Source organism: Clostridium tagluense (assembly GCF_003865095.1).
GTDB classification, from domain to species: Bacteria; Bacillota; Clostridia; order Clostridiales; family Clostridiaceae; genus Clostridium_AD; species Clostridium_AD tagluense.
This window is the reverse complement of sequence record NZ_BHYK01000016.1, coordinates 33649-55494: the sequence shown is the minus strand read 5'-3', so window position 1 is coordinate 55494 and position 21846 is coordinate 33649. Positions and strand designations below refer to the sequence as shown.

Annotated in this window: 37 protein-coding genes; all 37 read right to left on the bottom strand. The window is 34.3% G+C overall.

The genetic code is table 11. The features are described from left to right. Positions 1 to 7: 7 nt before the first annotated feature. On the bottom strand, positions 8 to 862 hold the full coding sequence (locus Ctaglu_RS14525; protein WP_125002916.1) for an energy-coupling factor transporter ATPase: 855 nt from the start codon (positions 860 to 862) through the stop codon (positions 8 to 10). Continuing rightward, positions 847 to 1692, bottom strand: coding sequence for an energy-coupling factor transporter ATPase (locus Ctaglu_RS14520; RefSeq protein WP_125002914.1), 846 nt, complete (start codon positions 1690 to 1692; stop codon positions 847 to 849). The genes Ctaglu_RS14525 and Ctaglu_RS14520 overlap by 16 nt, the downstream gene beginning before the upstream one ends. 80 nt (positions 1693 to 1772) lie before the next feature. Continuing rightward, positions 1773 to 2114: a 50S ribosomal protein L17 gene (rplQ, locus tag Ctaglu_RS14515; protein ID WP_071614605.1), complete on the bottom strand. Its 342-nt coding sequence runs from the start codon at positions 2112 to 2114 to the stop codon at positions 1773 to 1775. 12 nt (positions 2115 to 2126) lie between these two features. Continuing rightward, positions 2127 to 3074, bottom strand: coding sequence for a DNA-directed RNA polymerase subunit alpha (locus Ctaglu_RS14510; protein ID WP_125002912.1), 948 nt, complete (start codon positions 3072 to 3074; stop codon positions 2127 to 2129). A 63-nt stretch (positions 3075 to 3137) separates the two neighbouring features. Then, on the bottom strand, positions 3138 to 3758 hold the full coding sequence (gene rpsD / locus Ctaglu_RS14505; protein ID WP_125002910.1) for a 30S ribosomal protein S4: 621 nt from the start codon (positions 3756 to 3758) through the stop codon (positions 3138 to 3140). A 51-nt stretch (positions 3759 to 3809) separates the two neighbouring features. Further along, positions 3810 to 4202: a 30S ribosomal protein S11 gene (rpsK, locus tag Ctaglu_RS14500; protein WP_125002908.1), complete on the bottom strand. Its 393-nt coding sequence runs from the start codon at positions 4200 to 4202 to the stop codon at positions 3810 to 3812. A gap of 15 nt (positions 4203 to 4217) precedes the next feature. Then, positions 4218 to 4586 carry a 30S ribosomal protein S13 gene (rpsM, locus tag Ctaglu_RS14495; protein ID WP_125002906.1) on the bottom strand — a complete coding sequence of 123 codons (369 nt, stop codon included), beginning with the start codon at positions 4584 to 4586 and terminating at the stop codon, positions 4218 to 4220. Positions 4587 to 4725: 139 nt separating this feature from the next. Further along, complete coding sequence (gene rpmJ, locus Ctaglu_RS14490; RefSeq protein ID WP_021122033.1) at positions 4726 to 4839, bottom strand: 50S ribosomal protein L36; 114 nt, start codon at positions 4837 to 4839, stop codon at positions 4726 to 4728. 15 nt (positions 4840 to 4854) lie between these two features. After that, the gene (gene infA / locus Ctaglu_RS14485; protein ID WP_125002904.1) at positions 4855 to 5073 is read right to left on the bottom strand and encodes a translation initiation factor IF-1; all 219 of its coding nucleotides are present in this window, start codon (positions 5071 to 5073) and stop codon (positions 4855 to 4857) included. A gap of 7 nt (positions 5074 to 5080) precedes the next feature. Next, entirely contained in the window at positions 5081 to 5371 is a 291-nt protein-coding gene (locus tag Ctaglu_RS14480) for a KOW domain-containing RNA-binding protein (RefSeq protein WP_307720492.1), read from the bottom strand. Positions 5372 to 5376: 5 nt separating this feature from the next. After that, entirely contained in the window at positions 5377 to 6123 is a 747-nt protein-coding gene (gene map, locus Ctaglu_RS14475; protein WP_125002899.1) for a type I methionyl aminopeptidase, read from the bottom strand. After that, complete coding sequence (locus Ctaglu_RS14470) at positions 6120 to 6773, bottom strand: adenylate kinase (RefSeq protein WP_125002898.1); 654 nt, start codon at positions 6771 to 6773, stop codon at positions 6120 to 6122. Before Ctaglu_RS14470 ends, map begins: the two co-directional genes overlap by 4 nt. 22 nt (positions 6774 to 6795) lie before the next feature. Continuing rightward, positions 6796 to 8076: a preprotein translocase subunit SecY gene (gene secY, locus Ctaglu_RS14465; RefSeq protein ID WP_125002896.1), complete on the bottom strand. Its 1281-nt coding sequence runs from the start codon at positions 8074 to 8076 to the stop codon at positions 6796 to 6798. After that, positions 8077 to 8517, bottom strand: coding sequence for a 50S ribosomal protein L15 (gene rplO / locus Ctaglu_RS14460; RefSeq protein ID WP_125002894.1), 441 nt, complete (start codon positions 8515 to 8517; stop codon positions 8077 to 8079). It lies immediately after the preceding gene. Between the two features lie 17 nt (positions 8518 to 8534). Further along, positions 8535 to 8714, bottom strand: a complete 180-nt coding sequence (rpmD, locus tag Ctaglu_RS14455) for a 50S ribosomal protein L30 (RefSeq protein WP_125002892.1) — start codon at positions 8712 to 8714, stop codon at positions 8535 to 8537. A 12-nt stretch (positions 8715 to 8726) separates the two neighbouring features. Beyond that, positions 8727 to 9224, bottom strand: a complete 498-nt coding sequence (rpsE, locus tag Ctaglu_RS14450; protein WP_125002890.1) for a 30S ribosomal protein S5 — start codon at positions 9222 to 9224, stop codon at positions 8727 to 8729. Positions 9225 to 9241: 17 nt separating this feature from the next. Further along, on the bottom strand, positions 9242 to 9604 hold the full coding sequence (rplR, locus tag Ctaglu_RS14445; protein WP_125002888.1) for a 50S ribosomal protein L18: 363 nt from the start codon (positions 9602 to 9604) through the stop codon (positions 9242 to 9244). 19 nt (positions 9605 to 9623) lie between these two features. Beyond that, positions 9624 to 10163 (bottom strand): 50S ribosomal protein L6, encoded by a 540-nt coding sequence (gene rplF / locus Ctaglu_RS14440; protein ID WP_125002886.1) that lies wholly within the window; start codon positions 10161 to 10163, stop codon positions 9624 to 9626. Between the two features lie 202 nt (positions 10164 to 10365). Then, positions 10366 to 10764 (bottom strand): 30S ribosomal protein S8, encoded by a 399-nt coding sequence (gene rpsH, locus Ctaglu_RS14435; protein WP_125002884.1) that lies wholly within the window; start codon positions 10762 to 10764, stop codon positions 10366 to 10368. Positions 10765 to 10796: 32 nt separating this feature from the next. Then, the gene (locus Ctaglu_RS14430; RefSeq protein WP_125002882.1) at positions 10797 to 10982 is read right to left on the bottom strand and encodes a type Z 30S ribosomal protein S14; all 186 of its coding nucleotides are present in this window, start codon (positions 10980 to 10982) and stop codon (positions 10797 to 10799) included. Between the two features lie 15 nt (positions 10983 to 10997). Continuing rightward, positions 10998 to 11540, bottom strand: coding sequence for a 50S ribosomal protein L5 (gene rplE / locus Ctaglu_RS14425; protein ID WP_125002880.1), 543 nt, complete (start codon positions 11538 to 11540; stop codon positions 10998 to 11000). Positions 11541 to 11562: 22 nt separating this feature from the next. Beyond that, a complete protein-coding gene (rplX, locus tag Ctaglu_RS14420) occupies positions 11563 to 11886 on the bottom strand; it encodes a 50S ribosomal protein L24 (protein WP_125002878.1) in 324 nt (107 codons plus the stop codon). Between the two features lie 17 nt (positions 11887 to 11903). Continuing rightward, complete coding sequence (rplN, locus tag Ctaglu_RS14415; RefSeq protein ID WP_125002876.1) at positions 11904 to 12272, bottom strand: 50S ribosomal protein L14; 369 nt, start codon at positions 12270 to 12272, stop codon at positions 11904 to 11906. A gap of 36 nt (positions 12273 to 12308) precedes the next feature. After that, positions 12309 to 12563: a 30S ribosomal protein S17 gene (rpsQ, locus tag Ctaglu_RS14410; RefSeq protein ID WP_125002874.1), complete on the bottom strand. Its 255-nt coding sequence runs from the start codon at positions 12561 to 12563 to the stop codon at positions 12309 to 12311. A gap of 21 nt (positions 12564 to 12584) precedes the next feature. Continuing rightward, a complete protein-coding gene (gene rpmC, locus Ctaglu_RS14405) occupies positions 12585 to 12797 on the bottom strand; it encodes a 50S ribosomal protein L29 (protein WP_125002872.1) in 213 nt (70 codons plus the stop codon). Further along, entirely contained in the window at positions 12787 to 13230 is a 444-nt protein-coding gene (rplP, locus tag Ctaglu_RS14400; protein WP_125002869.1) for a 50S ribosomal protein L16, read from the bottom strand. The genes rpmC and rplP overlap by 11 nt, the downstream gene beginning before the upstream one ends. Before the next feature lie 25 nt (positions 13231 to 13255). Further along, positions 13256 to 13921 carry a 30S ribosomal protein S3 gene (gene rpsC / locus Ctaglu_RS14395; protein ID WP_125002867.1) on the bottom strand — a complete coding sequence of 222 codons (666 nt, stop codon included), beginning with the start codon at positions 13919 to 13921 and terminating at the stop codon, positions 13256 to 13258. 16 nt (positions 13922 to 13937) lie between these two features. Next, on the bottom strand, positions 13938 to 14273 hold the full coding sequence (gene rplV / locus Ctaglu_RS14390) for a 50S ribosomal protein L22 (RefSeq protein WP_125002865.1): 336 nt from the start codon (positions 14271 to 14273) through the stop codon (positions 13938 to 13940). A 22-nt stretch (positions 14274 to 14295) separates the two neighbouring features. Next, positions 14296 to 14577, bottom strand: coding sequence for a 30S ribosomal protein S19 (gene rpsS / locus Ctaglu_RS14385; protein WP_125002863.1), 282 nt, complete (start codon positions 14575 to 14577; stop codon positions 14296 to 14298). Between the two features lie 63 nt (positions 14578 to 14640). Then, entirely contained in the window at positions 14641 to 15474 is an 834-nt protein-coding gene (gene rplB / locus Ctaglu_RS14380) for a 50S ribosomal protein L2 (RefSeq protein WP_125002861.1), read from the bottom strand. A gap of 56 nt (positions 15475 to 15530) precedes the next feature. Continuing rightward, positions 15531 to 15824, bottom strand: a complete 294-nt coding sequence (rplW, locus tag Ctaglu_RS14375; RefSeq protein ID WP_125002859.1) for a 50S ribosomal protein L23 — start codon at positions 15822 to 15824, stop codon at positions 15531 to 15533. Further along, positions 15824 to 16444: a 50S ribosomal protein L4 gene (gene rplD, locus Ctaglu_RS14370; protein WP_125002858.1), complete on the bottom strand. Its 621-nt coding sequence runs from the start codon at positions 16442 to 16444 to the stop codon at positions 15824 to 15826. Before rplD ends, rplW begins: the two co-directional genes overlap by 1 nt. A 24-nt stretch (positions 16445 to 16468) precedes the next feature. Continuing rightward, complete coding sequence (rplC, locus tag Ctaglu_RS14365; protein WP_125002856.1) at positions 16469 to 17098, bottom strand: 50S ribosomal protein L3; 630 nt, start codon at positions 17096 to 17098, stop codon at positions 16469 to 16471. Between the two features lie 97 nt (positions 17099 to 17195). After that, positions 17196 to 17504 (bottom strand): 30S ribosomal protein S10, encoded by a 309-nt coding sequence (gene rpsJ, locus Ctaglu_RS14360; protein ID WP_071614633.1) that lies wholly within the window; start codon positions 17502 to 17504, stop codon positions 17196 to 17198. Between the two features lie 408 nt (positions 17505 to 17912). Continuing rightward, positions 17913 to 19106: an elongation factor Tu gene (gene tuf / locus Ctaglu_RS14355; RefSeq protein WP_125002854.1), complete on the bottom strand. Its 1194-nt coding sequence runs from the start codon at positions 19104 to 19106 to the stop codon at positions 17913 to 17915. A 42-nt stretch (positions 19107 to 19148) separates the two neighbouring features. Then, a complete protein-coding gene (gene fusA / locus Ctaglu_RS14350; RefSeq protein ID WP_125002852.1) occupies positions 19149 to 21215 on the bottom strand; it encodes an elongation factor G in 2067 nt (688 codons plus the stop codon). A 75-nt stretch (positions 21216 to 21290) separates the two neighbouring features. Next, a complete protein-coding gene (rpsG, locus tag Ctaglu_RS14345; RefSeq protein WP_125002850.1) occupies positions 21291 to 21761 on the bottom strand; it encodes a 30S ribosomal protein S7 in 471 nt (156 codons plus the stop codon). Positions 21762 to 21846 lie beyond the last annotated feature (85 nt).

The window sequence follows — 21846 nt, the reverse complement described above, 5'->3', positions numbered from 1 at the left end:
AAAATCATTAATTCTTTTTTAATATTTTAAGCAATTCTTGTTTAGCTTTTTCCAACGTAAATATATCCTCAGATATATTAAACCCTTTGTTACGCAATTCCCGAATTAGGTATGTTACCTGTGGTACAGCAAGTCCTACGCTTTCTAATATTTCTATTTCCTTAAATATTTTCTCTGGAGTTCCGTCTAGAATACACTTTCCGCTATCCATTACTATAATTCTATTTGCAACCTTGGCCACATCTTCCATGCTATGAGATACGAGTATTATGGTCATGTCATTCTGTTTGTAGAGTTCAACAATTTTACTTAAGATATCGTCTCTTCCTTTTGGATCTAGCCCCGCTGTTGGTTCATCTAAAATCAAGATTTTTGGCTCCATAGCCACTACCCCAGCTATTGCAACTCTTCTCTTTTGACCACCACTTATTTCAAAAGGTGATTTGTCCTTATATTCTTCATAGTCCAGTCCAACTATTTTCATGGCTCTCTGAACTCTCTTATTTATCTCATCATTATCTAGACCTAAATTTTTCGGTCCAAAAGCAATGTCTTTTTCAATAGTTTCTTCAAAAAGTTGATATTCAGGATATTGAAATACTAATCCAACTTTTTTTCTTATATTTGTTAATTTCATTTTTTTCATAGTTATATCTATGTCGTCTATTAATAGACTTCCTGATGTTGGTTTTAAAAGTCCATTTATATGTTGTATTAGTGTTGATTTTCCTGAGCCTGTATGCCCAATTAGTGCTACAAATTCTCCTTGCTTTATTTCTAAAGAAACATCATCTATAGCTTTTTTTTCAAAAGGAGTCTTTGGCATATATACATGTGTTAAATTTTCTATTTTAATTGACATAATGCATTCACCATCTCATTTATAGTTAATATATCTGATTCTATATTAATACCACTTTGTTTAAGTTCATATGCCAGTTCCGTTACTTGCGGAACATCTAGACCTATTTTTTTCATAAGAGACACTTCCCTAAATATTTCTCTGGGTTTTCCATTCATTACAATTTTACCATTATCCATAACTACTATTCTATCCGCTTCTACTGCTTCTTCCATATTATGAGTTATTAAGATTATTGTTATACCATACTTTTTGTTTATTTCTTTTATAGTTCGGATAACTTCTTTTCTACCAAACGGATCTAGCATTGCTGTTGGTTCATCAAAAACAATACACTTTGGCATCATAGCAAGAATACCTGCTATAGCTACTCTTTGTTTTTGACCACCAGAAAGTAAATGTGGAGCATGCTTTCTATAATCGTACATTCCAACATTCTTTAATGATTCATCCACTCTTTTTCTAATTTCCTTAGGCTCTAGTCCTAAATTTTCTGGACCAAATGCTACGTCTTCTTCTACAATAGTGGCAACAATTTGATTGTCCGGATTTTGAAATACCATACCAGCAACATTCCTAATGTTCCATAAATTGCTTTCCTCAGAAGTTACGAGTCCATCTACATAGATTTCACCTTCAGTAGGTATTAATAGAGCATTTATGTGTTTAGCAAAAGTAGATTTTCCTGAGCCGTTATGGCCGAGTACTACTAAAAATTCACCCTTGTTAACCTCTAAATTTAATCCATCTATGGCTACTTTAGGCTGCTCATCTTCACTTTGAGGGTATTTGTAAACAAGCTTATTGCATATAACCATTTTTTCACACATAAGTGTCACTCCCTACATCTATAAATATTTATAAGAAAATGGGGACTAAGTTTGATTTAACTTAATCCCCTTTGTTCAAACTATACTAATTCTATTATGCTCATCTCTGCTGCGTCGCCTCTTCTTGGACCCATTTTCATTATTCTAGTATATCCGCCGTTTCTCTCAGCATACTTGGGTGCAATATTGTCAAATAAGTCTTTAACTACACTTTCTTCTGTAATGAATGCAAGTGCTTGTCTTCTAGCATGAAGATCTCCTCTTTTTCCAAGAGTTATCATTCTTTCAGCAAATTTTCTAGTTTCTTTTGCTCTAGTGACAGTAGTTTCTATTTTTCCATATTTCAACAAATTAGTTGCAAGACTTCTAAACATTGCAATTCTTTGATCAGTTGAGCGTCCTAATTTACGATACATTGCCATGTGTCTACCTCCTTACTCTTCACTTAGCTTTAAGTTCAAGCTTAGTGCTTGAAGTTTTTGTTCAACTTCTTCAAGTGATTTTTTACCTAAATTCCTGACCTTCATCATATCATCCATTGATCTCTCTGTTAATTCTTGAACTGTATTAATTCCAGCTCTTTTTAAGCAATTATAGCTTCTAACAGAAAGGTCTAATTCTTCAATAGTCATTTCAAGAACTTTTTCTTTCTTATCTTCTTCTTTTTCAACCATTATTTCAACATTATCAGCATGATCTGTTAATGTCATAAATAGCTTAAAGTGCTCGATAAGTATTTTAGCTGATAAACCAATAGCTTCGTCTGGTCTAATGGTTCCATTAGTCCAAATTTCAATAGTTAATTTATCATAATCAGTAATCTGGCCTACTCTAGTGTTTTCTACAGCAAAATTTACTCTTTTAACTGGAGTATAGATTGAATCTACTGGTATAGTAGCTATTGGTAATTCATCTGTCTTATTTTTACTCTGAGACACATATCCTCTACCTTTGTTAACAGTTAGTTCCATATATAGTTTAGCACCATCATCTAATGTTGCTATATGTAAATCGTCGTTAACAACTTCTATATCTCCATCAGTTTTAATGTCTGCTCCAGTAACTACTCCAGGTCCTTTAGCATCAATATAAACAGTTCTAGGTCCTTCTCCATTCATTTTTAATGCTAAGCTTTTGATGTTTAGAATTAATTCTGTAACATCTTCTTTAACACCTTTAACTGTGGAAAATTCATGAAGCACTGTATCAATTTTAACTGCACTTGTAGCAACTCCAGGCAATGAAGAAAGAAGAATCCTTCTTAATGCATTACCTAGTGTTATACCATAACCTCTTTCTAATGGTTCAATTATGAATTTACCATAAGAATCATCTTCAGCAGTTTCTACACATTCTATTTTTGGCTTTTCTATTTCTAACATACTAAACCCTCCTTTTTTTTAATTGGCAACTTATTATGAGGGCAACCGATTCTATATTAATGATTATTTGCTGTATAACTCGACGATTAGCGTCTCGTTAACAGGAACATCTATATCTTCCCTAGTTGGTATTGAAACAACTGTTCCTTCGAATTTCTCTAAGTTAGCTGTTAACCAATTCGGTAAAGTTTTAGGATTTTCAGCGAAAACCTTAAACTTCTCTGTAGCTCTGCTCTTTGGACATGCAGATACTACTTGATTTGCTGTTAAACTGTAAGAAGGAATATCTACCTTTTTACCGTCAACTAAGAAATGTCCGTGAGTTACTAGTTGCCTAGCTTCTTGTCTTGAATTTCCGTAACCTAATCTATAAACTACGTTATCAAGTCTCACTTCTAGAAGTTTTAATAGGTTTTCACCTGTTATGCCTCTTAACTTGTCAGCTTTATCATAGTATCTTCTAAATTGACTTTCAAGTATTCCATAAATTCTCTTAGCCTTTTGTTTTTCTCTTAATTGTAATCCATAGTTAGACATTTTTTTCTTGCTTTGTCCGTGTTGTCCCGGTGCATAGCCTCTTCTTGAAAATGCACATTTATCTGTGAAGCATCTATCACCCTTAAGGTTTAGCTTCATACCTTCTCTTCTGCAAAGCCTACAAGTAGCTCCAGTATATCTTGCCATTCAAATTACACCTCCTGTTTACTATACGTATGTTTACTATAATTTTAATTACTAGACTCTTCTTCTTTTTGGTGGTCTACATCCGTTATGTGGAATTGGAGTAACGTCTTTGATTAGTGTAATCTCTAATCCAGCCGCTTGAAGTGATCTAATAGCCGCTTCTCTACCTGCTCCTGGTCCTTTAACGAATACGTCAACACTCTTTAAACCGTGCTCCATTGCTGCCTTTGTAGCAGCTTCTGCTGCCATTTGAGCTGCAAAAGGAGTACTCTTTCTTGATCCTCTAAAACCTAAACCACCTGCACTAGACCAAGATAAAGCATTTCCAGCTGCATCTGTAAGTGTAACGATGGAATTATTAAAAGTAGACTTTATGTGAGCACAACCGTGCTCAATATTTTTTTTCTCTTTTTTTCTTCTACTTCTTTTAACTTTTTGAGCCATTACATTCCCTCCTTACTATTTCTTTTTGCCCGCCATTGTTTTCTTAGGGCCTTTTCTTGTTCTTGCATTAGTTTTAGTTTTTTGTCCTCTTACTGGAAGACCTCTTCTATGTCTTATTCCTCTATAACATCCAACTTCCATTAATCTTTTTATATCTAATGCAACTTTTCTTCTTAAGTCACCTTCAATTATAAAATTCTTGGTGATGTATGTTCTTAGTTCATTGACTTCTTCTTCAGTTAAGTCCTTCACTCTTGTGTCAGGATTTACTCCTGTTGCTTTAATGATTCCTTGTGATTTTGATAATCCAATACCAAATATATATGTTAGGCCTATTTCAACCCTTTTTTCTCTTGGTAGGTCAATACCTGCTATTCTTGCCATTTACTGTTTACACCTCCTAGATACTTGTTGTTAACATTTTATCACATTGTAACTTATAAAACGACCTAATGTGATTTATTACTAATATATTAATTTTTATGTTTAATACTTAACTAAACCTATTTGTAAATAAAACCTATTAACCCTGTTTTTGTTTATGCTTAGGATTTTCACAGATAACCATTACTCTTCCTTTTCTTTTAATAACCTTACATTTTTCACACATAGGTTTAACTGATGGCCTTACTTTCATAGCTAACCCTCCTTATTACTTATCTCTCCAAGTTATTCTCCCACGAGTGAGATCATATGGAGAAAGTTCTACTGTAACTTTATCGCCTGGTAGTATTCTTATAAAATTCATTCTTAACTTACCTGAAATATGAGCTAATATTTTATGCCCACTCTCAAGTTCAACTTGAAATATTGCATTTGGCAAAGTTTCTAATACTACGCCTTGCATTTCAATTATATCATCTTTTGACATAAGGTAATCAAACCTCCTTACGAATATCTGCAGACTGCAAAAATATTTTAATTTTAGAATTAGTAACCTCTTTTTTAGATAAAATTGAATCTTTAATTTCCTCAGCTACTGTGTCAGTAAAATTTAGATGTTTAACCTTCTTTTTCTTAGGTTTCTCAATCTTTCTTAAATCTCCATCAGAAATATACACATACTCACTATTCAGTATACCTACTACAATAAATTTTTTGTGCATATCTCTTCCCGCTTTAGAATTTACAACCTTACCTAAAAGGGTATTTTCGTCCAAACCATTCACCTCTATTAGTTCAAAGTTAATATTTCAGGACCACTTTTTAGGATAGCAACAGTATTTTCATAATGTGCAGATAAACTGCCATCTCTTGTTACTACCGTCCATCTATTAGCCTTTACTTTGACATAATGCTTTCCTATATTTATCATAGGTTCAATTGCAAGTACCATACCATGAACTAATTTAGGACCTCTATCTGGAGCACCATAATTAGGAACCTCTGGATCTTCATGCATTGATGTTCCAATCCCATGACCTACAAAATCCCTAACCACAGAGTATCCATGTTCTTCAGCATAACACTGAATTGCAGCAGATATATCTGATAATCTATTGCCGATTATAGCTTTTTCAACGCCCTTGAAAAAACTATTTTTAGTGATTTCAATGAGCATTGTAGATTCATTAGATACTTTTCCTACTGGAAAAGTCCTAGCAGCATCTCCATGATAGCCATTTAATATGGCCCCACAATCTATGCTAATTATATCTCCTTCAAGTAAAATCCGATTAGTTGGAATCCCATGAACCACTTCATCATTAACAGATGTACATATGGAAGCTGGAAATCCACAATAACCTTTAAAAGATGGTTTAGCACCCTGTCTTATTATGAACTCTTCAGCTAATTTATCTATTTCTGCAGTGGTTATTCCCGGTTTTATTACTTCTTCAATTAATGCAAGAGCTTCTGCAACCACTTTACCTGCACTTCTCATATATTGAATTTCCATATCACTTTTTATGTTTATCACTTTTTTATCTCTCCTAAGATACTACAGATACTTTCGAATACGCCATTAATTGCTTGTGTTCCATCAACTACTGATAATAAGTTTTTGTCACCATAGTACTTTATCAACGGTTGTGTTTGAGCATCATATATGTCTAACCGTTCACTAACGGTTTCTTCACTGTCATCTGCTCTTTGCACAAGAGATGATCCACACAAATTGCATTTTCCATCCGTTTCTGGAGGATTAAATGTAATATGGTAGCTAGCTCCACAGTTGAGACAAACTCTTCGACCAGTCATTCTACTTAAAATAAATTCTCTAGGCACCTTTATTAATAATGAAGTATCAAGAACGATGCCTTTTTCTTCTAAAATAGTTTCTAAGGCTTCAGCTTGATTAACAGTTCTAGGATAGCCATCTAATAAAAACCCATTTATACAATCTTCATTATCTAACCTATCCACGATTATATCTATAGTCAATGCATCCGGGACTAAGTGTCCCTTATCAATATGTTTCTTAGCTTCGATTCCAAGAGGAGTTTTTTCCGAAATATTCTTTCTGAATATATCCCCTGTTGATATATGTGGTATGGAAAATTTATTGCTTATAGATTTTGCTTGCGTTCCTTTTCCGGCTCCCGGAGGACCTAACAAGATTATTCTCATAGTATCATCTCCTGGTAATAATTTATTTAAGGAATCCTTGGTAATGACGCATTACTAATTGTGATTCAAGTTGTCTTAATGTCTCAAGAGCAACATTTACCAAAATCAGTAACATTGTACCGCCAAAGTATATTCCCTTAAAGTTAGTAGCACCCTCTATAATAATAGGGAATATTGCTATAACAGCCGCAAAAGTTCCTCCAATCATTGAAATCTTAGTCAATACCATATCGATATAAGTTGCGGTATTCGCACCCGGTCTAATCCCTGGTATAAAGCCTGATGATTTATGCATATTTTCAGCCATTTCATCCGGTTTAAATGTTACCTGAGTATAAAACCATGTAAAAAATACTACTAACACAAAATATACCGTGGCATATTTCCAACTGTTCTTTTCAAAAATGCTCCAAGGACTTCCTACAATAAATTTTGCAATTGAAGATGTCGGTTTAAGTTGTGCTATTGTTTGTGGGAATGTCATTACTGACATTGCAAAAATTATACCGATAACTCCAGATCCATTTACATTGATAGGAATATGTGTTGATTGTCCTTTGAAGGTTTTGTTTCCAACCGACTTTCCAGCATATTGGACAGGAATTCTTCTTTCACTTAAACTTGCTATTACTACTGCTACTAATAATGCTATAGCCACTACAATAAACATTATAACCTCTACAAAATTCACAGTTCCTGCCGTCTGGAGCCCAGCGATTTGATACACTAGAGTAGGTAACCCTGCTATAATATTAATAAAAATTATTAATGAAATACCATTCCCGATACCTTTACCAGTGATTTGTTCCCCTATCCACACCAAAAATGTTGATGCAGTTGTCATCGTTAGTATCACCAAAAATATGGTTAAACTAGAATTACTTGAAAATGCTCCAGTACCTGAAATAATTGCATACATACCAAAAGCCTGTAGTGCTCCAAGTACTATTGAAGCATATCTAGTATAATCTTGTATCTTCTTTCGCCCTTCAAGACCCTCTTTAGAAAGTTGCTCTAAATAAGGAATTGCTATTACAAGTAATTGCATTATGATTGATGCATTTATGTATGGACCTACACCCATAGCAAAAATACTAAACTTACTTAATGCACCACCTGAAAGCATTTCGTAAAAACTAAATAATGTACCTCCAGTACTAGTTAAGTCTAAAAGTTTACTAGCATCTACACCAGGAACAGGAATGAAAATACCTATCCTAACAATTGCAACCATAAGTAGTGTGAATATCATACGCTTTCTTAAATCCGGAACTTTCCAGGCATTACGTAGGGTTGATAACATTTATATCACCTCAACTTTTCCTCCAGCTGCCTCAATTTTCTCAGCTGCTGCTTTAGAGAATTTTGTTGCACTTACAGTTAAATTCTTTTCTAAGTTACCATTTCCAAGTATTTTAACTCCGTCATATACTTTTCTTATGACTCTTCTCTCTAATAGCAATTCTGGTGTGATTTCTGTACCATTTTCGAATATATTAAGTCTATCTACATTTATACATGCATATTCTTTTGCAAAAATATTAGTAAAACCTCTTTTAGGTAATCTTCTGTATAAAGGCATCTGACCTCCTTCAAATCCTGGTCTTGTTCCTCCACCTGATCTAGAGTTTTGTCCGTCTTGACCTCTTCCCGCAGTTTTACCCCAGCCTGTAGCAGTACCTCTACCAAGTCTTTTACGAGATTTTTTTGATCCTTCTGCAGGTTTTAAATCTTGAAGTTTCATGTAAACACCTCCTCGTTTTAAACTTCTTCTACTTTTAATAGATATATAACTTTGTTAATCATACCTCTGATTTGAGGAGTTTCCTCGTGCTCAACACTTTTTCTTATTTTTCTTAATCCTAGAGAATTACAAGTAGCAATATGTTCTTTTTTTCTACCTATTAAGCTCTTAACCAATGTTAGTTTTACTTTAGCCAAGGTTTTCCCCTCCTATCTTAATATTTCTTCTACAGTTTTGCCTCTTAGTTTAGCTACATCTTCTACTGTTCTTAATCTTGCTAAACCATCAATAGTAGCATTAACTACATTTCTTGCATTACTAGAGCCTAAAGATTTAGCTCTAACATCTTTTAATCCTGATAATTCTAGAACTGCTCTAACTGGTCCACCGGCTAAAACTCCTGTACCTTCAGCACCAGGCATTATGTGTATAACGGAAGTACCGAATTTACCATCAATAGTATGAGGTATAGTTGATCCAACCATAGCTACTGTTACTAAGTTCTTCTTAGCATCTTCTATTCCTTTTCTAATTGCTTCAGGAATTTCTACAGATTTACCCATTCCCACGCCAACGTGTCCGTTTTCGTCTCCAACAACAACTAATGCGCTGAATCTGAAGTTTCTTCCACCTTTAACAACCTTAGCAACTCTGTTTATATTAACTACTTTTTCTTTAAGATCTAATGTGCTAGGATCTATCTTCATGTGTTTCCCTCCTTTTCTTAGAATTTAAGCCCTGCTTCTCTTGCTCCTTCAGCTAGGTTTTGTACTCTACCGTGGTATACATATCCACCTCTGTCGAATACTACTTCTTCTATTCCTTTTTCAAGTGCTCTTTCAGCAACCATTTTTCCAACTAATTTTGCCGCTTCTTTATTGCTTCCTATTTTTAATTCGAAAGCTTTATCTACGCTTGAAGCAGAAACTAATGTGATTTGAGCAACATCATCTATTACTTGAGCATATATATTCTTTTCACTTCTATATACAGCTAATCTAGGTCTTTGCGCTGTACCAGAAATCTTCTTACGTACTCTAAGATGACGCTTAACTCTTGATTTTTGTCTATCTTCTTTCTTGAACACATCATTCACTCCTTCCTACTTATTTACCTGTTTTACCTTCCTTACGTCTAACAACTTCATCAGAATATCTGATTCCTTTGCCTTTGTAAGGTTCTGGTTTTCTCCAAGTTCTAATGTCTGCTGCAACAGCTCCAACTAATTGCTTATCAATACCTTTTACTATTATTTTATTAGCATCAGGTAGTTCAAATTGGATTCCTGCAACTGCATCTATTTCAACTGGATGTGAATATCCAAGATTTAATGTTATTTTAGATCCTTTTAATTGAGCTCTGTAACCAACACCAACTAACTCAAGTGTTTTTTGGTATCCTTCTGTAACTCCAATAATCATATTATTAATTAATGATCTTGTAAGTCCGTGAAGAGCTCTATGCTCTTTTACATCGCTTGGTCTTGAAACTACCAAAATATTGTCTTCTATAGCTATATTCATTTTAGTACTCATGTTCTGAGTTAACTCACCTTTTGGTCCTTTTACATTCACAACATTCGTTGGTGAAACTGTAACAGTTACTCCACTCGGTATAGCTACTGGAAGTCTTCCGATTCTTGACATACTTACACCTCCTGCATTGTTTTTTAGATACATAACAATTAGTAATTGCTATGTCTTCTATATTACTTTTAAGTACTAACCAATTCTTAATTGTTTATTCTCTATATTACCATGAGAACATACCAATTTTGATTTTCCCTAAATTATCTATTATAACTATGTACATAACAAACCAATTTCGTTATGCCTTAGAATTATTATACTACCAAATGTAACAAATAACTTCTCCGCCTAGTCCTAATTTTCTAGCATCTCTATCTGCTACTAAGCCTTTTGAAGTTGATATTATAGCAACTCCAAGTCCATTCAATACTTTTGGAATATCCTCATTTTTAGAATATACTCTTAAACCTGGTTTAGATATTCTCTTAAGACCAGTGATAACTCTTTCCTTGTTTTGACCATACTTCATTGCAAGTCTCATCATTGGAACAACGCCATCATTATACTCTTCAATGTTTTTAAGATATCCTTCTTGAAGCAATATGTTTGCAATTTCCTTCTTTATAGTTGATGAAGGTACTTCTACTATTTCGTGTCTTACAACATTTGCATTTCTTATACGTGTTAGCAAATCTGCGATTGGGTCAGTCATAACCATTTTTCGTGCCTCCTTTCATTAGAATGTTCTAATTACCAACTTGCTTTTCTGCAACCAGGAATTTCTCCCTTGTGTGCAAGTTCTCTAAAACAGATACGGCATATACCAAATTTTTGTAATACAGAATGCGGTCTCCCACAAAGTCTACATCTTGTATAAGCTCTAGTTGAAAATTTAGGTTCTTTTTTCCACTTTTCTATTAACGCCTTACGTGCCATATGTTTACCTCCTTATTATTGAGCAAATGGCATTCCAAGGAATCTTAGTAACTCTCTTGCTTCCTCGTCTGTCTTTGCAGTAGTAACGAATATTATATCCATTCCTCTTATCTTATCAATTTTATCATATTCTATTTCAGGGAATATAAGTTGTTCTTTAACACCTATAGCATAATTACCTCTTCCGTCAAATGCTTTAGAAGAAGCTCCTCTAAAATCTCTAACTCTAGGTAATGCAACGTTCATTAATTTGTCAGCAAATTCGAACATTTGAGCTTTTCTTAATGTAACTTTACAACCTATTGGCATGTTTTCTCTTAGTTTAAAATTAGCTATAGATTTCTTTGCTCTTGTTATAACTGGTTTTTGACCTGCTATAATTTGCATATCACTAACAGCTGAATCTAAAACTTTAGAGTTATCTTTTGCTTCTCCGACTCCCATATTTAAAACTATCTTTTCAAGTTTTGGTACTTCCATTATGTTTTTATATCCGAATTTTTCCATTAAAGCTTGAACTACTTCATTTTCGTATTTTTCTTGTAGCCTTGAACTCATATGTTAAACCTCCTTTCAGAAATTAAAATGTTTCTCCACACTTCTTGCAAACCCTAACCTTAGTTCCATCATCTAGAATTTTGCTACTTATTCTTGTTACATTTTTACATTTTGTGCAATATAGCATAACTTTTGAAGCATTTATAGCTGCTTCTCTGTGAATTATTCCACCTTGCATGTTTTGTTTGCTTGGTTTTTGATGTTTTGTAACCACGCTAACATCTTTTACTAAAACTTTTCCAGTTTTAGGATATACCGCTAAGACTTCGCTTATTTTGCCTTTGTCTTTACCTGAAATAACCATTACTGAATCTTTTTTTCTTACGTGCACTTTTTTAACTGCCATGTTAGACACCTCCTATCTTATAGAACTTCAGGCGCTAGTGATAAGATCTTACTGAAGTCTTTATCTCTTAACTCTCTTGCAACAGGTCCGAATATACGAGTACCTTTTGGGGTCTTGTCATCTTTAATAATAACAGCTGCATTATCATCAAATTTGACGTATGATCCATCGGCTCTTCTTACACCTTTTGCTGATCTAACTATAACTGCCTTAACTACTTCACCTTTTTTAACAACTCCACCTGGTGTTGCACTTTTTACGCTGGCAACTATTGTATCACTGATGTTTCCCCATTTTCTTTTTGAACCACCTAACACTCTAATACACATAATCTCTTTTGCGCCAGAATTATCTGCAACCTTCAATCTAGTTTGCTGTTGTATCATATCAAATACCCTCCTTCCAGTTCTTAAATTGTAATATTATTTAGCTTTTTCAACTATTCCAGTAATTCTCCATCTTTTATCCTTGGATAATGGTCTAGTTTCCATAATTGACACTTTATCATTAATTTGAGCTTCATTATTTTCATCATGAGCCTTAAATTTTGTTGTTTTATTAATTATCTTTCCGTATAATGGATGACGAACTTTTGTTTCAATTGCTACAACTATTGTCTTATCCATTTTATCAGAAACTACTCTACCTATTCTTGTCTTTCTATTGTTTCTTTCCACAAGAGCAACCTCCTTTCAGTTTTACTGTTCTAAAGACCTTATTTCTTCTTGTCTAAGGATGGTCTTAATTTGGGCTATAGATTTTTTAACCTGTTTAATTCTCATAGGGTTCTCTAATTGTCCTGTAGCTAACTGAAATCTAAGGTTAAACAATTCTGCCTTTAAATCAGACATTCTTACTTGTAAATCTTGAGGATTACTTTGTCTTAATTCATTTAATTCATTAGCCTTCATTGAGTTCACCACCCATTTCCTCAAAATCTTTTCTAGATACAAACTTAGTTTTAATTGGAAGTTTGTGTGAAGCAAGTCTCATTGCCTCTCTAGCTGCTTCTTCTGTTACTCCTGCAATTTCAAATAACACTCTGCCTGGCTTAACAACTGCTACCCAATATTCTACTGATCCTTTACCGGAACCCATACGAGTTTCAGCTGGTTTTTCAGTTACTGGCTTGTCAGGGAAGATTTTTATCCAAACCTGACCTCCTCTTTTTACATATCTATTGATAGCAACTCTGGCAGCTTCTATTTGATTACTTTTAACCCAACCACATTCTGTAGCTTGCAATGCATAATCACCGTATGCAATAAAGTTTCCTCTTGTAGCCTTTCCTCGCATTTTACCGCGATGAACTTTACGATGTTTAGTCCTCTTAGGCATTAACATGTTTTATTCCTCCTTCCTTACACTTCTATGCGTTTACTTCTTCCTTAACGATTTTCTTTGTAGGAAGAACCTCACCTCTATATACCCAAACTTTTACGCCAATTTTTCCATATACAGTATTTGCTTCTGCAAATCCATAATCTATATCAGCTCTCAATGTTTGGCATGGAATTGTACCTTCATGATAGTGTTCTGTTCTAGCTATTTCTGCTCCGCCAAGTCTTCCTGCACATGCAGTTTTAACTCCCTTAACGCCAGTTCTCATAGCTCTTTGAATTGTTTGTTTCATTGCCCTTCTAAAAGAAATTCTCTTTTCTAATTGAGACGCAACACTTTCTGCCATTAATTGAGCATTGTTTTCTGCTTGCTTTACTTCCACGATATTAATTAAAACATTCTTATCTGTTATAATTTTTTTCATGTCTTGCTTTATAACTTCAATTCCAGAACCGCCTCTACCGATAACCATTCCTGGTTTAGCAGTGTTTATGTTGATTTTAACTCTTTTAGCAGCTCTTTCAATTTCGATTTTAGAAATTCCAGCTGTATAGAGTTTGCTTTTTAAGAATTCTCTAATCTTAAAATCTTCAACAAGATTATCTGCAAAATTCTTTTTATCTGCGTACCATTTAGAATTCCAATCTTTTATTACACCAACTCTAAAGCCGTGTGGATTTACTTTTTGTCCCAAGTTATATCCCTCCTTCTTATAATCTTTCTGTAACTGTTATAGTTACATGGCTAGATCTTTTTCTTATTCTATAAGCTCTTCCTTGTGCACGCGGTCTAAATCTCTTAAGTGTTGGACCTTGACATGCATAGGCATTATTAACATATAATCTACTAACATCTAAGTTTAAATTATTTTCTGCATTTGCTACAGCTGATTTTAGAACTTTAGTTACTACATCAGCTGCATTTTTGGAAGTATATTGTAATATAGCAAAAGCCTCATTTACATTTTTACCTCTTATTAAATCAAGAACAATCCCGATTTTCATTGAGGACGTTCGCACATATTTAGCTATAGCTTTAGCCTCCATTGATTGTTTCCTCCTTCCGACACTATCTTACTCTACTTGTTTTTTCCTTGTCAATGTGTCCTTTGAATGTTCTAGTTAGAGCGAATTCTCCTAATTTATGTCCTACCATATCTTCTAAAACATAAACTGGTACGTGCTTTCTTCCATCATGTACAGCAATAGTATGACCTATCATTTGTGGAAAAATAGTAGAAGCTCTTGACCAAGTTTTTATAACTTTCTTCTCGCCAGTTTTGTTCATTTCATTTATTCTGCTTAACAGAATTTCTTGTATAAACGGTCCTTTTTTAACTGATCTACTCACCTTTGTGGCCTCCCTTCATAAAACTTAACCATAGATTCGAAGAGAAATAAAATCCTCCCCAAACTATTTCTTATTTTTTCCCTTAACAATAAACTTGTCAGAGTATTTTTTAGTTTTTCTAGTTTTATATCCCAGTGCCGGTTTACCCCAAGGAGTCATCGGACTAGCATGACCTACTGGTGACTTACCTTCTCCACCACCATGTGGATGATCGTTAGGATTCATTACAGAACCTCTGACTGTAGGTCTGAAACCTAAATGTCTTTTTCTTCCTGCTTTACCTATGTTAACAATATCATGAGTTACATTAGAAACTGTTCCTATAGTAGCTCTACAGTTTAATCTTATATATCTCACTTCTCCACTTGGAAGTCTTACTTGAGCGTATTCTCCTTCTTTAGCCATAAGTTGCGCTGAAGAACCTGCTGATCTTACAAGCTGAGCACCTTTTCCAACCTGAAGTTCTATATTATGAATTGTAGAACCTAATGGTATGTTGCTTATTGGAAGTGTATTTCCAACTTTTATGTCAGAATCAGCACCTGATACAATTACATCTCCAACTTTTAATCCTACTGGAGCGATTATGTATCTTTTTTCACCATCAGCATATACAACAAGAGCTATGTAAGCAGATCTATTTGGATCATACTCAATTGTGGAAACTTTTGCTGGAATACCATCTTTAGTTCTTTTGAAATCTATTAGTCTGTATGCTTGTTTTGCTCCACCACCACGGTGACGAACAGTTATTTTACCTTGATTATTTCTACCACCTGATCTTTTTTGACTTACAAGAAGTGATTTTAGTGGCTTATCTGTAGTTATTTCTGCAAAATCAGCCATAGTCATATTTCTTCTTGAAGGTGTGGTTGGTCTAAATTTCTTAATCGCCATTTGATTTCCCTCCTTTTTCTTCGCTTATCTGGCCTCTGCCAATACCTGCTTAATAATTACATTCCATCAAAAAACTCAATTGTTTTGCTTTCTGTTGTTAAAGTAACAATAGCTTTTTTAAAGTCAGCTCTTTTTCCAACGTGAACTCCAACTCTCTTAGTTTTACCCATGTTTCTTAGAGTTCTTACGTTTTCAACTTTGACTCCAAATACTTCTTCTACTGCTTTTTTAACTTGAGTTTTATTGGCATGAATGTCAACTATAAAGGTGTATTTTTTATCAGCCATTACAGCCATACTTTTTTCAGTAATTATCGGTTTTCTTATAATATCATGGCTAGTTAGCTTCATTATATATACACCTCCTCAATTTTAGATACAGCATCCTTTGTAACTATGAATTTCTCATACTTCAATATATCATAAACATTTAAGTTATTTACTGGGGATACTTGCACTCCAGGTATGTTTCTTGCTGATTTATAGACATTTTCATTTGATTTTTCAACAACTATTAAAGTTTTTTTAGTTCCAAAAGCGGTTAAAATCTCTAACATTGCTTTAGTTTTTGGTGAATCAAATTCTAAACTATCTATAACTATCATTTCATTTTCAGCTACTTTAGCTGATAAAGCTGATTTGAAAGCAACTCTTCTCATTGACTTTGGTACTGACATACGGTAATCTCTTGGCTTTGGAGCAAATACTATACCACCATGTATCCATTGTGGCGCTCTAATCGAACCTTGTCTTGCTCTACCAGTTCCCTTTTGTCTCCAAGGCTTTATTCCACCGCCTCGAACTTCAGCTCTTGTTTTAGCTGATTGAGTTCCTTGTCTTTTGTTTGCTAATTGTGCTACTACAACTTGGTGCATAGCATTCATGTTGATTTCAACTCCGAATATACTTTCATTAAGTTGAATATCTCCAATTTTTTGTGCTTGTTTATTAAATAAATCTAATGTAAGCATTCTGCATCCTCCTTCCTTTTAAAATTACGCTTTAACAGCATTTCTTATTACAACTGTGCCTTTGTTTGGACCCGGTATACCACCTTTAATTAATATAATGTTCTTTTCAGGCATTACTTTAACTATTTCAAGGTTTATTACTGTTGTATTAACATTACCCATGTGTCCTGGCATATGTTTATTTTTAAATGTTTTTGATGGATCGGAAGATGCTCCCATTGATCCAACTGCTCTATGGAATTTAGAACCGTGACTCATTGGTCCTCTAGATGCATTCCATCTCTTAATTACACCTTGGAATCCTTTTCCTTTAGAAATTCCTGATACGTCAATTCTATCTCCAGCAGCAAATATATCTGCTTTAAATTCTTGACCTACTTCATAAGCACTTATATCTTCCATTCTAAATTCTTTCACGAATCTTTTTAAAGATGTTCCTGCTTTAGCAAATTGTCCTTGCATTGGTTTGTTAACTAATTTCTCTCTTATGTCTCCAAAACCAACTTTAATTGCATTGTAACCATCATTTTCGATAGTTTTCTTTTGAATAACAACACATGGACCTGCTTCAACAACTGTTACTGGAACAACTCTTCTATTTTCATCAAATATTTGAGTCATACCAAGTTTTTTACCCATTATTGCTTTTTTCATGAAAATACACCTCCTACTTATTAGCGGACCACAAAGTGATCATAATAGTTAGTAATAGTTATCTATTACTTACGCACAGTGAATTACACTTATACGCTTATAGTTTTATTTCGATATCAACACCAGCTGGTAAGTCGAGTCTCATTAGAGCATCAACAGTCTTAGGTGATGGACTAATTATATCTATTAGTCTTTTATGAGTTCTTATTTCAAATTGTTCTCTTGAATCTTTGTATTTGTGTGGAGCTCTTAATACTGTAATTACGTCTTTTTCTGTAGGTAGTGGTACTGGACCAGCTACTTTAGCTCCTGTACTTTTAGCTGTCTGAACAATTTTCTCAGCTGATTGATCTAAGATATTGTGATCAAAAGCCTTTAATCTGATTCTAATTTTTTGTTTAATCATTAATATTCCCTCCTTTTCATCGCACGCTTTACTTCTTACGTGCAACAGCGGATGTTCTGTAAACTGTTCCGGGTGTTGCATGCAATAAATGCATGGAACAATCGCAGGAACCCCGTCGCCCGATTCAAGATCAGGACATGCTCGGTGAAGAATAACCCGGAAGTCCGGCAACCTCTTACCTCATCGCTGTTACCACAATACAACTACTAAAGTATACAACATATTTTTTGCTTTGACAAGTATTTTTTCACTATTATTTTATAATTTTTACATTGGTGATTTCTGATTATATTTCTACATATGTTTTATGGTATTTAAAAGGAGAAGAGCGTCCTCTTCTCCTTAATAATAAAAGCTTTTATTATTATAACTCTTCATCAATTGATAGTTATATATACTTTAAAATTATTATTTAACTATTGAAGTAACAACGCCTGAACCTACTGTTCTTCCGCCTTCTCTAATAGCAAATCTTAGTCCTTCATCCATTGCTACTTGAGTAATTAATTCAACATTCATATCTATGTGATCTCCTGGCATTACCATTTCCATTCCGTCTGGTAATTTGATTGATCCAGTTACATCAGTTGTTCTGAAGTAAAATTGTGGTCTATATCCGTCGAAGAATGGAGTATGTCTTCCGCCTTCTTCTTTTTTAAGTACATATACTTGACCTACAAATTTATCATGTGGATGTATTGAACCTGGTTTTGAAAGTACTTGACCTCTTTGAATATCAGTTCTTTGTACTCCTCTTAATAATGCTCCGATGTTGTCTCCTGCCATTGCTTGGTCTAGAAGCTTTCTAAACATCTCAACTCCAGTACATACAACTTTTCTTTTATCTTCGCTAAGTCCAACGATTTCTACTTCTTCTCCAACCTTAAGTATACCAGTCTCAACTCTTCCTGTAGCAACTGTTCCTCTACCTGTAATTGTGAATACATCTTCTACTGGCATTAAGAATGGTTTATCTGTTGCTCTTGTTGGTGTTGGGATGTAAGTATCTACAGCTTCCATTAATTCGAATATGCATTTTGATGCTTCTTCGCCTGTTGGATTTTCTAATGCTTTTAATGCTGATCCTGTTACTATTGGAATATCATCACCTGGGAAGTCATACTCACTTAATAGTTCTCTTACTTCCATTTCAACAAGTTCTAATAATTCTGGATCATCTACCATATCTGCTTTGTTTAAGAATACTACTATATATCCTACTCCAACTCTGCTTGCAAGTAGTATATGCTCTCTTGTTTGAGGCATTGGACCATCCGCTGCACTAACAACTAGGATTGCTCCGTCCATTTGTGCTGCTCCAGTAATCATGTTCTTTACATAATCTGCATGTCCTGGGCAATCAACGTGTGCATAATGTCTATTTACTGTTTCATACTCAACATGTGCAGTATTGATTGTAATTCCTCTTTCTCTTTCCTCTGGTGCTTTGTCAATTTGGTCAAACTTAGATGCTTGTGCTAAGCCCTTAGTTGCAAGTACTGCTGTTATTGCTGCTGTTAATGTTGTCTTGCCGTGATCTACGTGTCCTATTGTTCCAATGTTTACATGCGGTTTGGTTCTTTCAAATTTTGCTTTTGCCATTTTGTATTCCTCCTTATATTTACATATTATCTTAAATTTAAATTATTGTTTATTTTCTATAACTTGTTCTTGAATACCCTTTGGAACTGGCTCATATGCAGCAAATTCCATACTGTATACTCCTCTACCTTGAGTTCTTGATCTAAGTGTTGTAGAATATCCAAACATTTCTGATAATGGAACCATTGCTCTAATAACTTGAGCACCTGATTGAGCTTCCATTCCTTCTATTCTACCTCTTCTTGAATTAAGGTCACCCATAACGTCTCCCATGTATTCTTCTGGTACAGTTACTTCAACCTTCATTACTGGTTCTAAGAGTACTGGATCTGCTTTAGCCATAGCATTTTTGAATGCCATAGATCCAGCAACCTTAAATGCCATTTCGTTAGAGTCAACATCATGGTATGATCCATCGACAACTTTAACTTTGAAGTTAAGAACTGGGTATCCACCAAGAATACCATTCTTTGATGCTTCCTTAATTCCGTTCTCTATTGGAGATATAAATTCTTTTGGAATAGATCCACCAACAGTAGCATTTTCAAAGGAATAAGGTTCGCTAGTTGGTATTAACTCTATCCAACAATGTCCGTATTGTCCACGTCCACCTGATTGTTTAATATATTTACCTTCTGCTTTAACTGCTTTACGTATTGTTTCTTTATAAGCTACTTGTGGTTTACCTACATTACATTCAACTTTAAATTCTCTTTGAAGTCTATCAACGATTATTTCAAGATGAAGTTCGCCCATACCACCAATTATTGTTTGGCCTGTTTCTTGATCAGTATGAGTTTTAAAAGTAGGATCTTCTTCAGAAAGCTTTGCAAGGGACATACCCATTCTTTCTTGCCCTGCTTTTGTTTTTGGCTCAATAGCTACATGAATAACTGGATCTGGAAAATCCATGGTTTCAAACAATATTGGATGATCTTCATCGCATAATGTTTCTCCAGTGGTTGTATTTTTCAGTCCGATTATCGCACCTAATTCACCTGCACGTAATTCATCAACTTCTTCTCTGTGATTGGCATGCATTTTAACTAGTCTACCAACTCTTTCTTTTTTACCTTTGTTAGCATTTAATACATATGTACCAGTTTTCATTATGCCAGAATAAATTCTTGCAAAACAAAGTCTACCAACAAAAGGATCTGTAGCAATTTTGAATGCTAATGCTGCCATTGGCTCATCATCACTTGGGTGTCTTTCCATTTCTGTTGCATCATCAACATCCTGGCCTTTGATAGCTGGTATGTCAAGTGGTGACGGCATATAATCTATAACCGCATCTATCATCATTTGAACACCTTTATTTTTGTATGAAGATCCACAAATTACAGGTACTATTTCATTATTAATTACACCTTTTCTTAATGCTGCTTTTAATTCTTCTTCTGTTATTTCTTCACCATCAAGATATTTCATCATAAGCTCTTCATCTAGTTCAGCTATTGCTTCAACCATAGCTGCTCTATATTCTTGTGTTAATTCTTTCATATCTTCTGGAATTTCTATTTCTTCTATTTCTGTTCCTAAATCATCTTTATAAACTTCTGCAACATTTCTAATTAAATCTATAATACCTAGGAAAACATCTTCTTTTCCTATTGGAAGTTGTATTGGAACTGCATTAGCATTAAGTCTTTCTCTCATCATTCCAACAACTCTATAGAAATCTGCACCCATTATATCCATTTTGTTAACATATGCCATTCTTGGAACTTTATATTTAGTAGCTTGTCTCCACACTGTTTCAGATTGTGGTTCAACTCCACCTTTTGCACAGAATACAGAAACTGCACCATCAAGAACTCTTAAAGATCTTTCAACCTCAACTGTAAAATCTACGTGCCCTGGTGTATCAATAATATTTATATTATGACCTTTCCAAAAACAAGTTGTAGCCGCAGAAGTTATTGTTATACCTCTTTCTTGTTCTTGAACCATCCAATCCATTGTAGCTCCGCCATCATGAACTTCGCCAATCTTATGCGTTTTTCCTGTATAGAATAATATACGCTCAGTAGTTGTTGTTTTACCAGCATCAATATGAGCCATAATACCTATATTACGGAATTTATCCAAAGTATATTCTCTACCCACTTATTTGTTCCTCCTCTCAATCAGTGATTTTAAATTTGACAAAACTGTCTTGGCAAAGCCAAAACAGTTTTGATATTAATATCTGTAATGAGCAAAAGCCTTATTAGCTTCAGCCATTTTATGAGTATCTTCTCTTTTCTTCACTGCTGCTCCAGTATTGTTTGAAGCTTCCATTAATTCATTAGCAAGTTTTTCTCTTGCATACTTCTCGCCTCTTTTATCTGTAGCAATAAGTAACCATCTTAATCCTAATGTTTGTCTTCTCTCAGGTCTAACTTCGATAGGCACTTGATAATTAGCTCCACCTATTCTTCTAGCTTTTACTTCGAGTAATGGCATAATGTTAGTTAATGCCGTTTCAAACACCTCTAATGGATCTTTACCTGTTTTTTCTTTAATTATGTCAAAAGCCTCATAGCATATTTTTTGTGCTACTCCTCTTTTTCCATCTTCCATTACATTGTTTATTAACTTTGTAACGACTTTGCTATTGTACATAGGATCTGGTAATACATCTCTTTTCGCAATATATCCTTTTCTTGGCACTTTTCTTCCCTCCTTAACAATTTAAATTAGCTCATAGGTACTCAGTATCTCTACCGCAAAGCGCTCTGTACTTCGCAAATGTATG

Excerpts from the sequence above, each read along its gene's own strand:
- Ctaglu_RS14525 (WP_125002916.1), bottom strand. The coding sequence starts at position 862 with ATGTCAATTAAAATAGAAAATTTAACACATGTATATATGCCAAAGACT.
- Ctaglu_RS14520 (WP_125002914.1), bottom strand. The coding sequence starts at position 1,692 with ATGTGTGAAAAAATGGTTATATGCAATAAGCTTGTTTACAAATACCCT.
- rplQ (WP_071614605.1), bottom strand. The coding sequence starts at position 2,114 with ATGGCAATGTATCGTAAATTAGGACGCTCAACTGATCAAAGAATTGCA.
- Ctaglu_RS14510 (WP_125002912.1), bottom strand. The coding sequence starts at position 3,074 with ATGTTAGAAATAGAAAAGCCAAAAATAGAATGTGTAGAAACTGCTGAA.
- rpsD (WP_125002910.1), bottom strand. The coding sequence starts at position 3,758 with ATGGCAAGATATACTGGAGCTACTTGTAGGCTTTGCAGAAGAGAAGGT.
- rpsK (WP_125002908.1), bottom strand. The coding sequence starts at position 4,202 with ATGGCTCAAAAAGTTAAAAGAAGTAGAAGAAAAAAAGAGAAAAAAAAT.
- rpsM (WP_125002906.1), bottom strand. The coding sequence starts at position 4,586 with ATGGCAAGAATAGCAGGTATTGACCTACCAAGAGAAAAAAGGGTTGAA.
- rpmJ (WP_021122033.1), bottom strand. The coding sequence starts at position 4,839 with ATGAAAGTAAGGCCATCAGTTAAACCTATGTGTGAAAAATGTAAGGTT.
- infA (WP_125002904.1), bottom strand. The coding sequence starts at position 5,073 with ATGTCAAAAGATGATATAATTGAAATGCAAGGCGTAGTATTAGAAACT.
- Ctaglu_RS14470 (WP_125002898.1), bottom strand. The coding sequence starts at position 6,773 with ATGAGAATAATCTTGTTAGGTCCTCCGGGAGCCGGAAAAGGAACGCAA.
- secY (WP_125002896.1), bottom strand. The coding sequence starts at position 8,076 with ATGTTATCAACCCTACGTAATGCCTGGAAAGTTCCGGATTTAAGAAAG.
- rplO (WP_125002894.1), bottom strand. The coding sequence starts at position 8,517 with ATGAAACTTCAAGATTTAAAACCTGCAGAAGGATCAAAAAAATCTCGT.
- rpsE (WP_125002890.1), bottom strand. The coding sequence starts at position 9,224 with ATGAAGATAGATCCTAGCACATTAGATCTTAAAGAAAAAGTAGTTAAT.
- rplF (WP_125002886.1), bottom strand. The coding sequence starts at position 10,163 with ATGTCAAGAATCGGAAGACTTCCAGTAGCTATACCGAGTGGAGTAACT.
- rpsH (WP_125002884.1), bottom strand. The coding sequence starts at position 10,764 with ATGGTTATGACTGACCCAATCGCAGATTTGCTAACACGTATAAGAAAT.
- Ctaglu_RS14430 (WP_125002882.1), bottom strand. The coding sequence starts at position 10,982 with ATGGCACGTAAGGCGTTAATAGAAAAGTGGAAAAAAGAACCTAAATTT.
- rplE (WP_125002880.1), bottom strand. The coding sequence starts at position 11,540 with ATGAGTTCAAGGCTACAAGAAAAATACGAAAATGAAGTAGTTCAAGCT.
- rplX (WP_125002878.1), bottom strand. The coding sequence starts at position 11,886 with ATGGCAGTTAAAAAAGTGCACGTAAGAAAAAAAGATTCAGTAATGGTT.
- rplN (WP_125002876.1), bottom strand. The coding sequence starts at position 12,272 with ATGATACAACAGCAAACTAGATTGAAGGTTGCAGATAATTCTGGCGCA.
- rpmC (WP_125002872.1), bottom strand. The coding sequence starts at position 12,797 with ATGAAGGCTAATGAATTAAATGAATTAAGACAAAGTAATCCTCAAGAT.
- rplP (WP_125002869.1), bottom strand. The coding sequence starts at position 13,230 with ATGTTAATGCCTAAGAGGACTAAACATCGTAAAGTTCATCGCGGTAAA.
- rplV (WP_125002865.1), bottom strand. The coding sequence starts at position 14,273 with ATGGAGGCTAAAGCTATAGCTAAATATGTGCGAACGTCCTCAATGAAA.
- rplB (WP_125002861.1), bottom strand. The coding sequence starts at position 15,474 with ATGGCGATTAAGAAATTTAGACCAACCACACCTTCAAGAAGAAATATG.
- rplW (WP_125002859.1), bottom strand. The coding sequence starts at position 15,824 with ATGAAGCTAACTAGCCATGATATTATAAGAAAACCGATAATTACTGAA.
- rplD (WP_125002858.1), bottom strand. The coding sequence starts at position 16,444 with ATGCTTACATTAGATTTATTTAATAAACAAGCACAAAAAATTGGAGAT.
- rplC (WP_125002856.1), bottom strand. The coding sequence starts at position 17,098 with ATGAAAAAAGCAATAATGGGTAAAAAACTTGGTATGACTCAAATATTT.
- rpsJ (WP_071614633.1), bottom strand. The coding sequence starts at position 17,504 with ATGATTAAACAAAAAATTAGAATCAGATTAAAGGCTTTTGATCACAAT.
- tuf (WP_125002854.1), bottom strand. The coding sequence starts at position 19,106 with ATGGCAAAAGCAAAATTTGAAAGAACCAAACCGCATGTAAACATTGGA.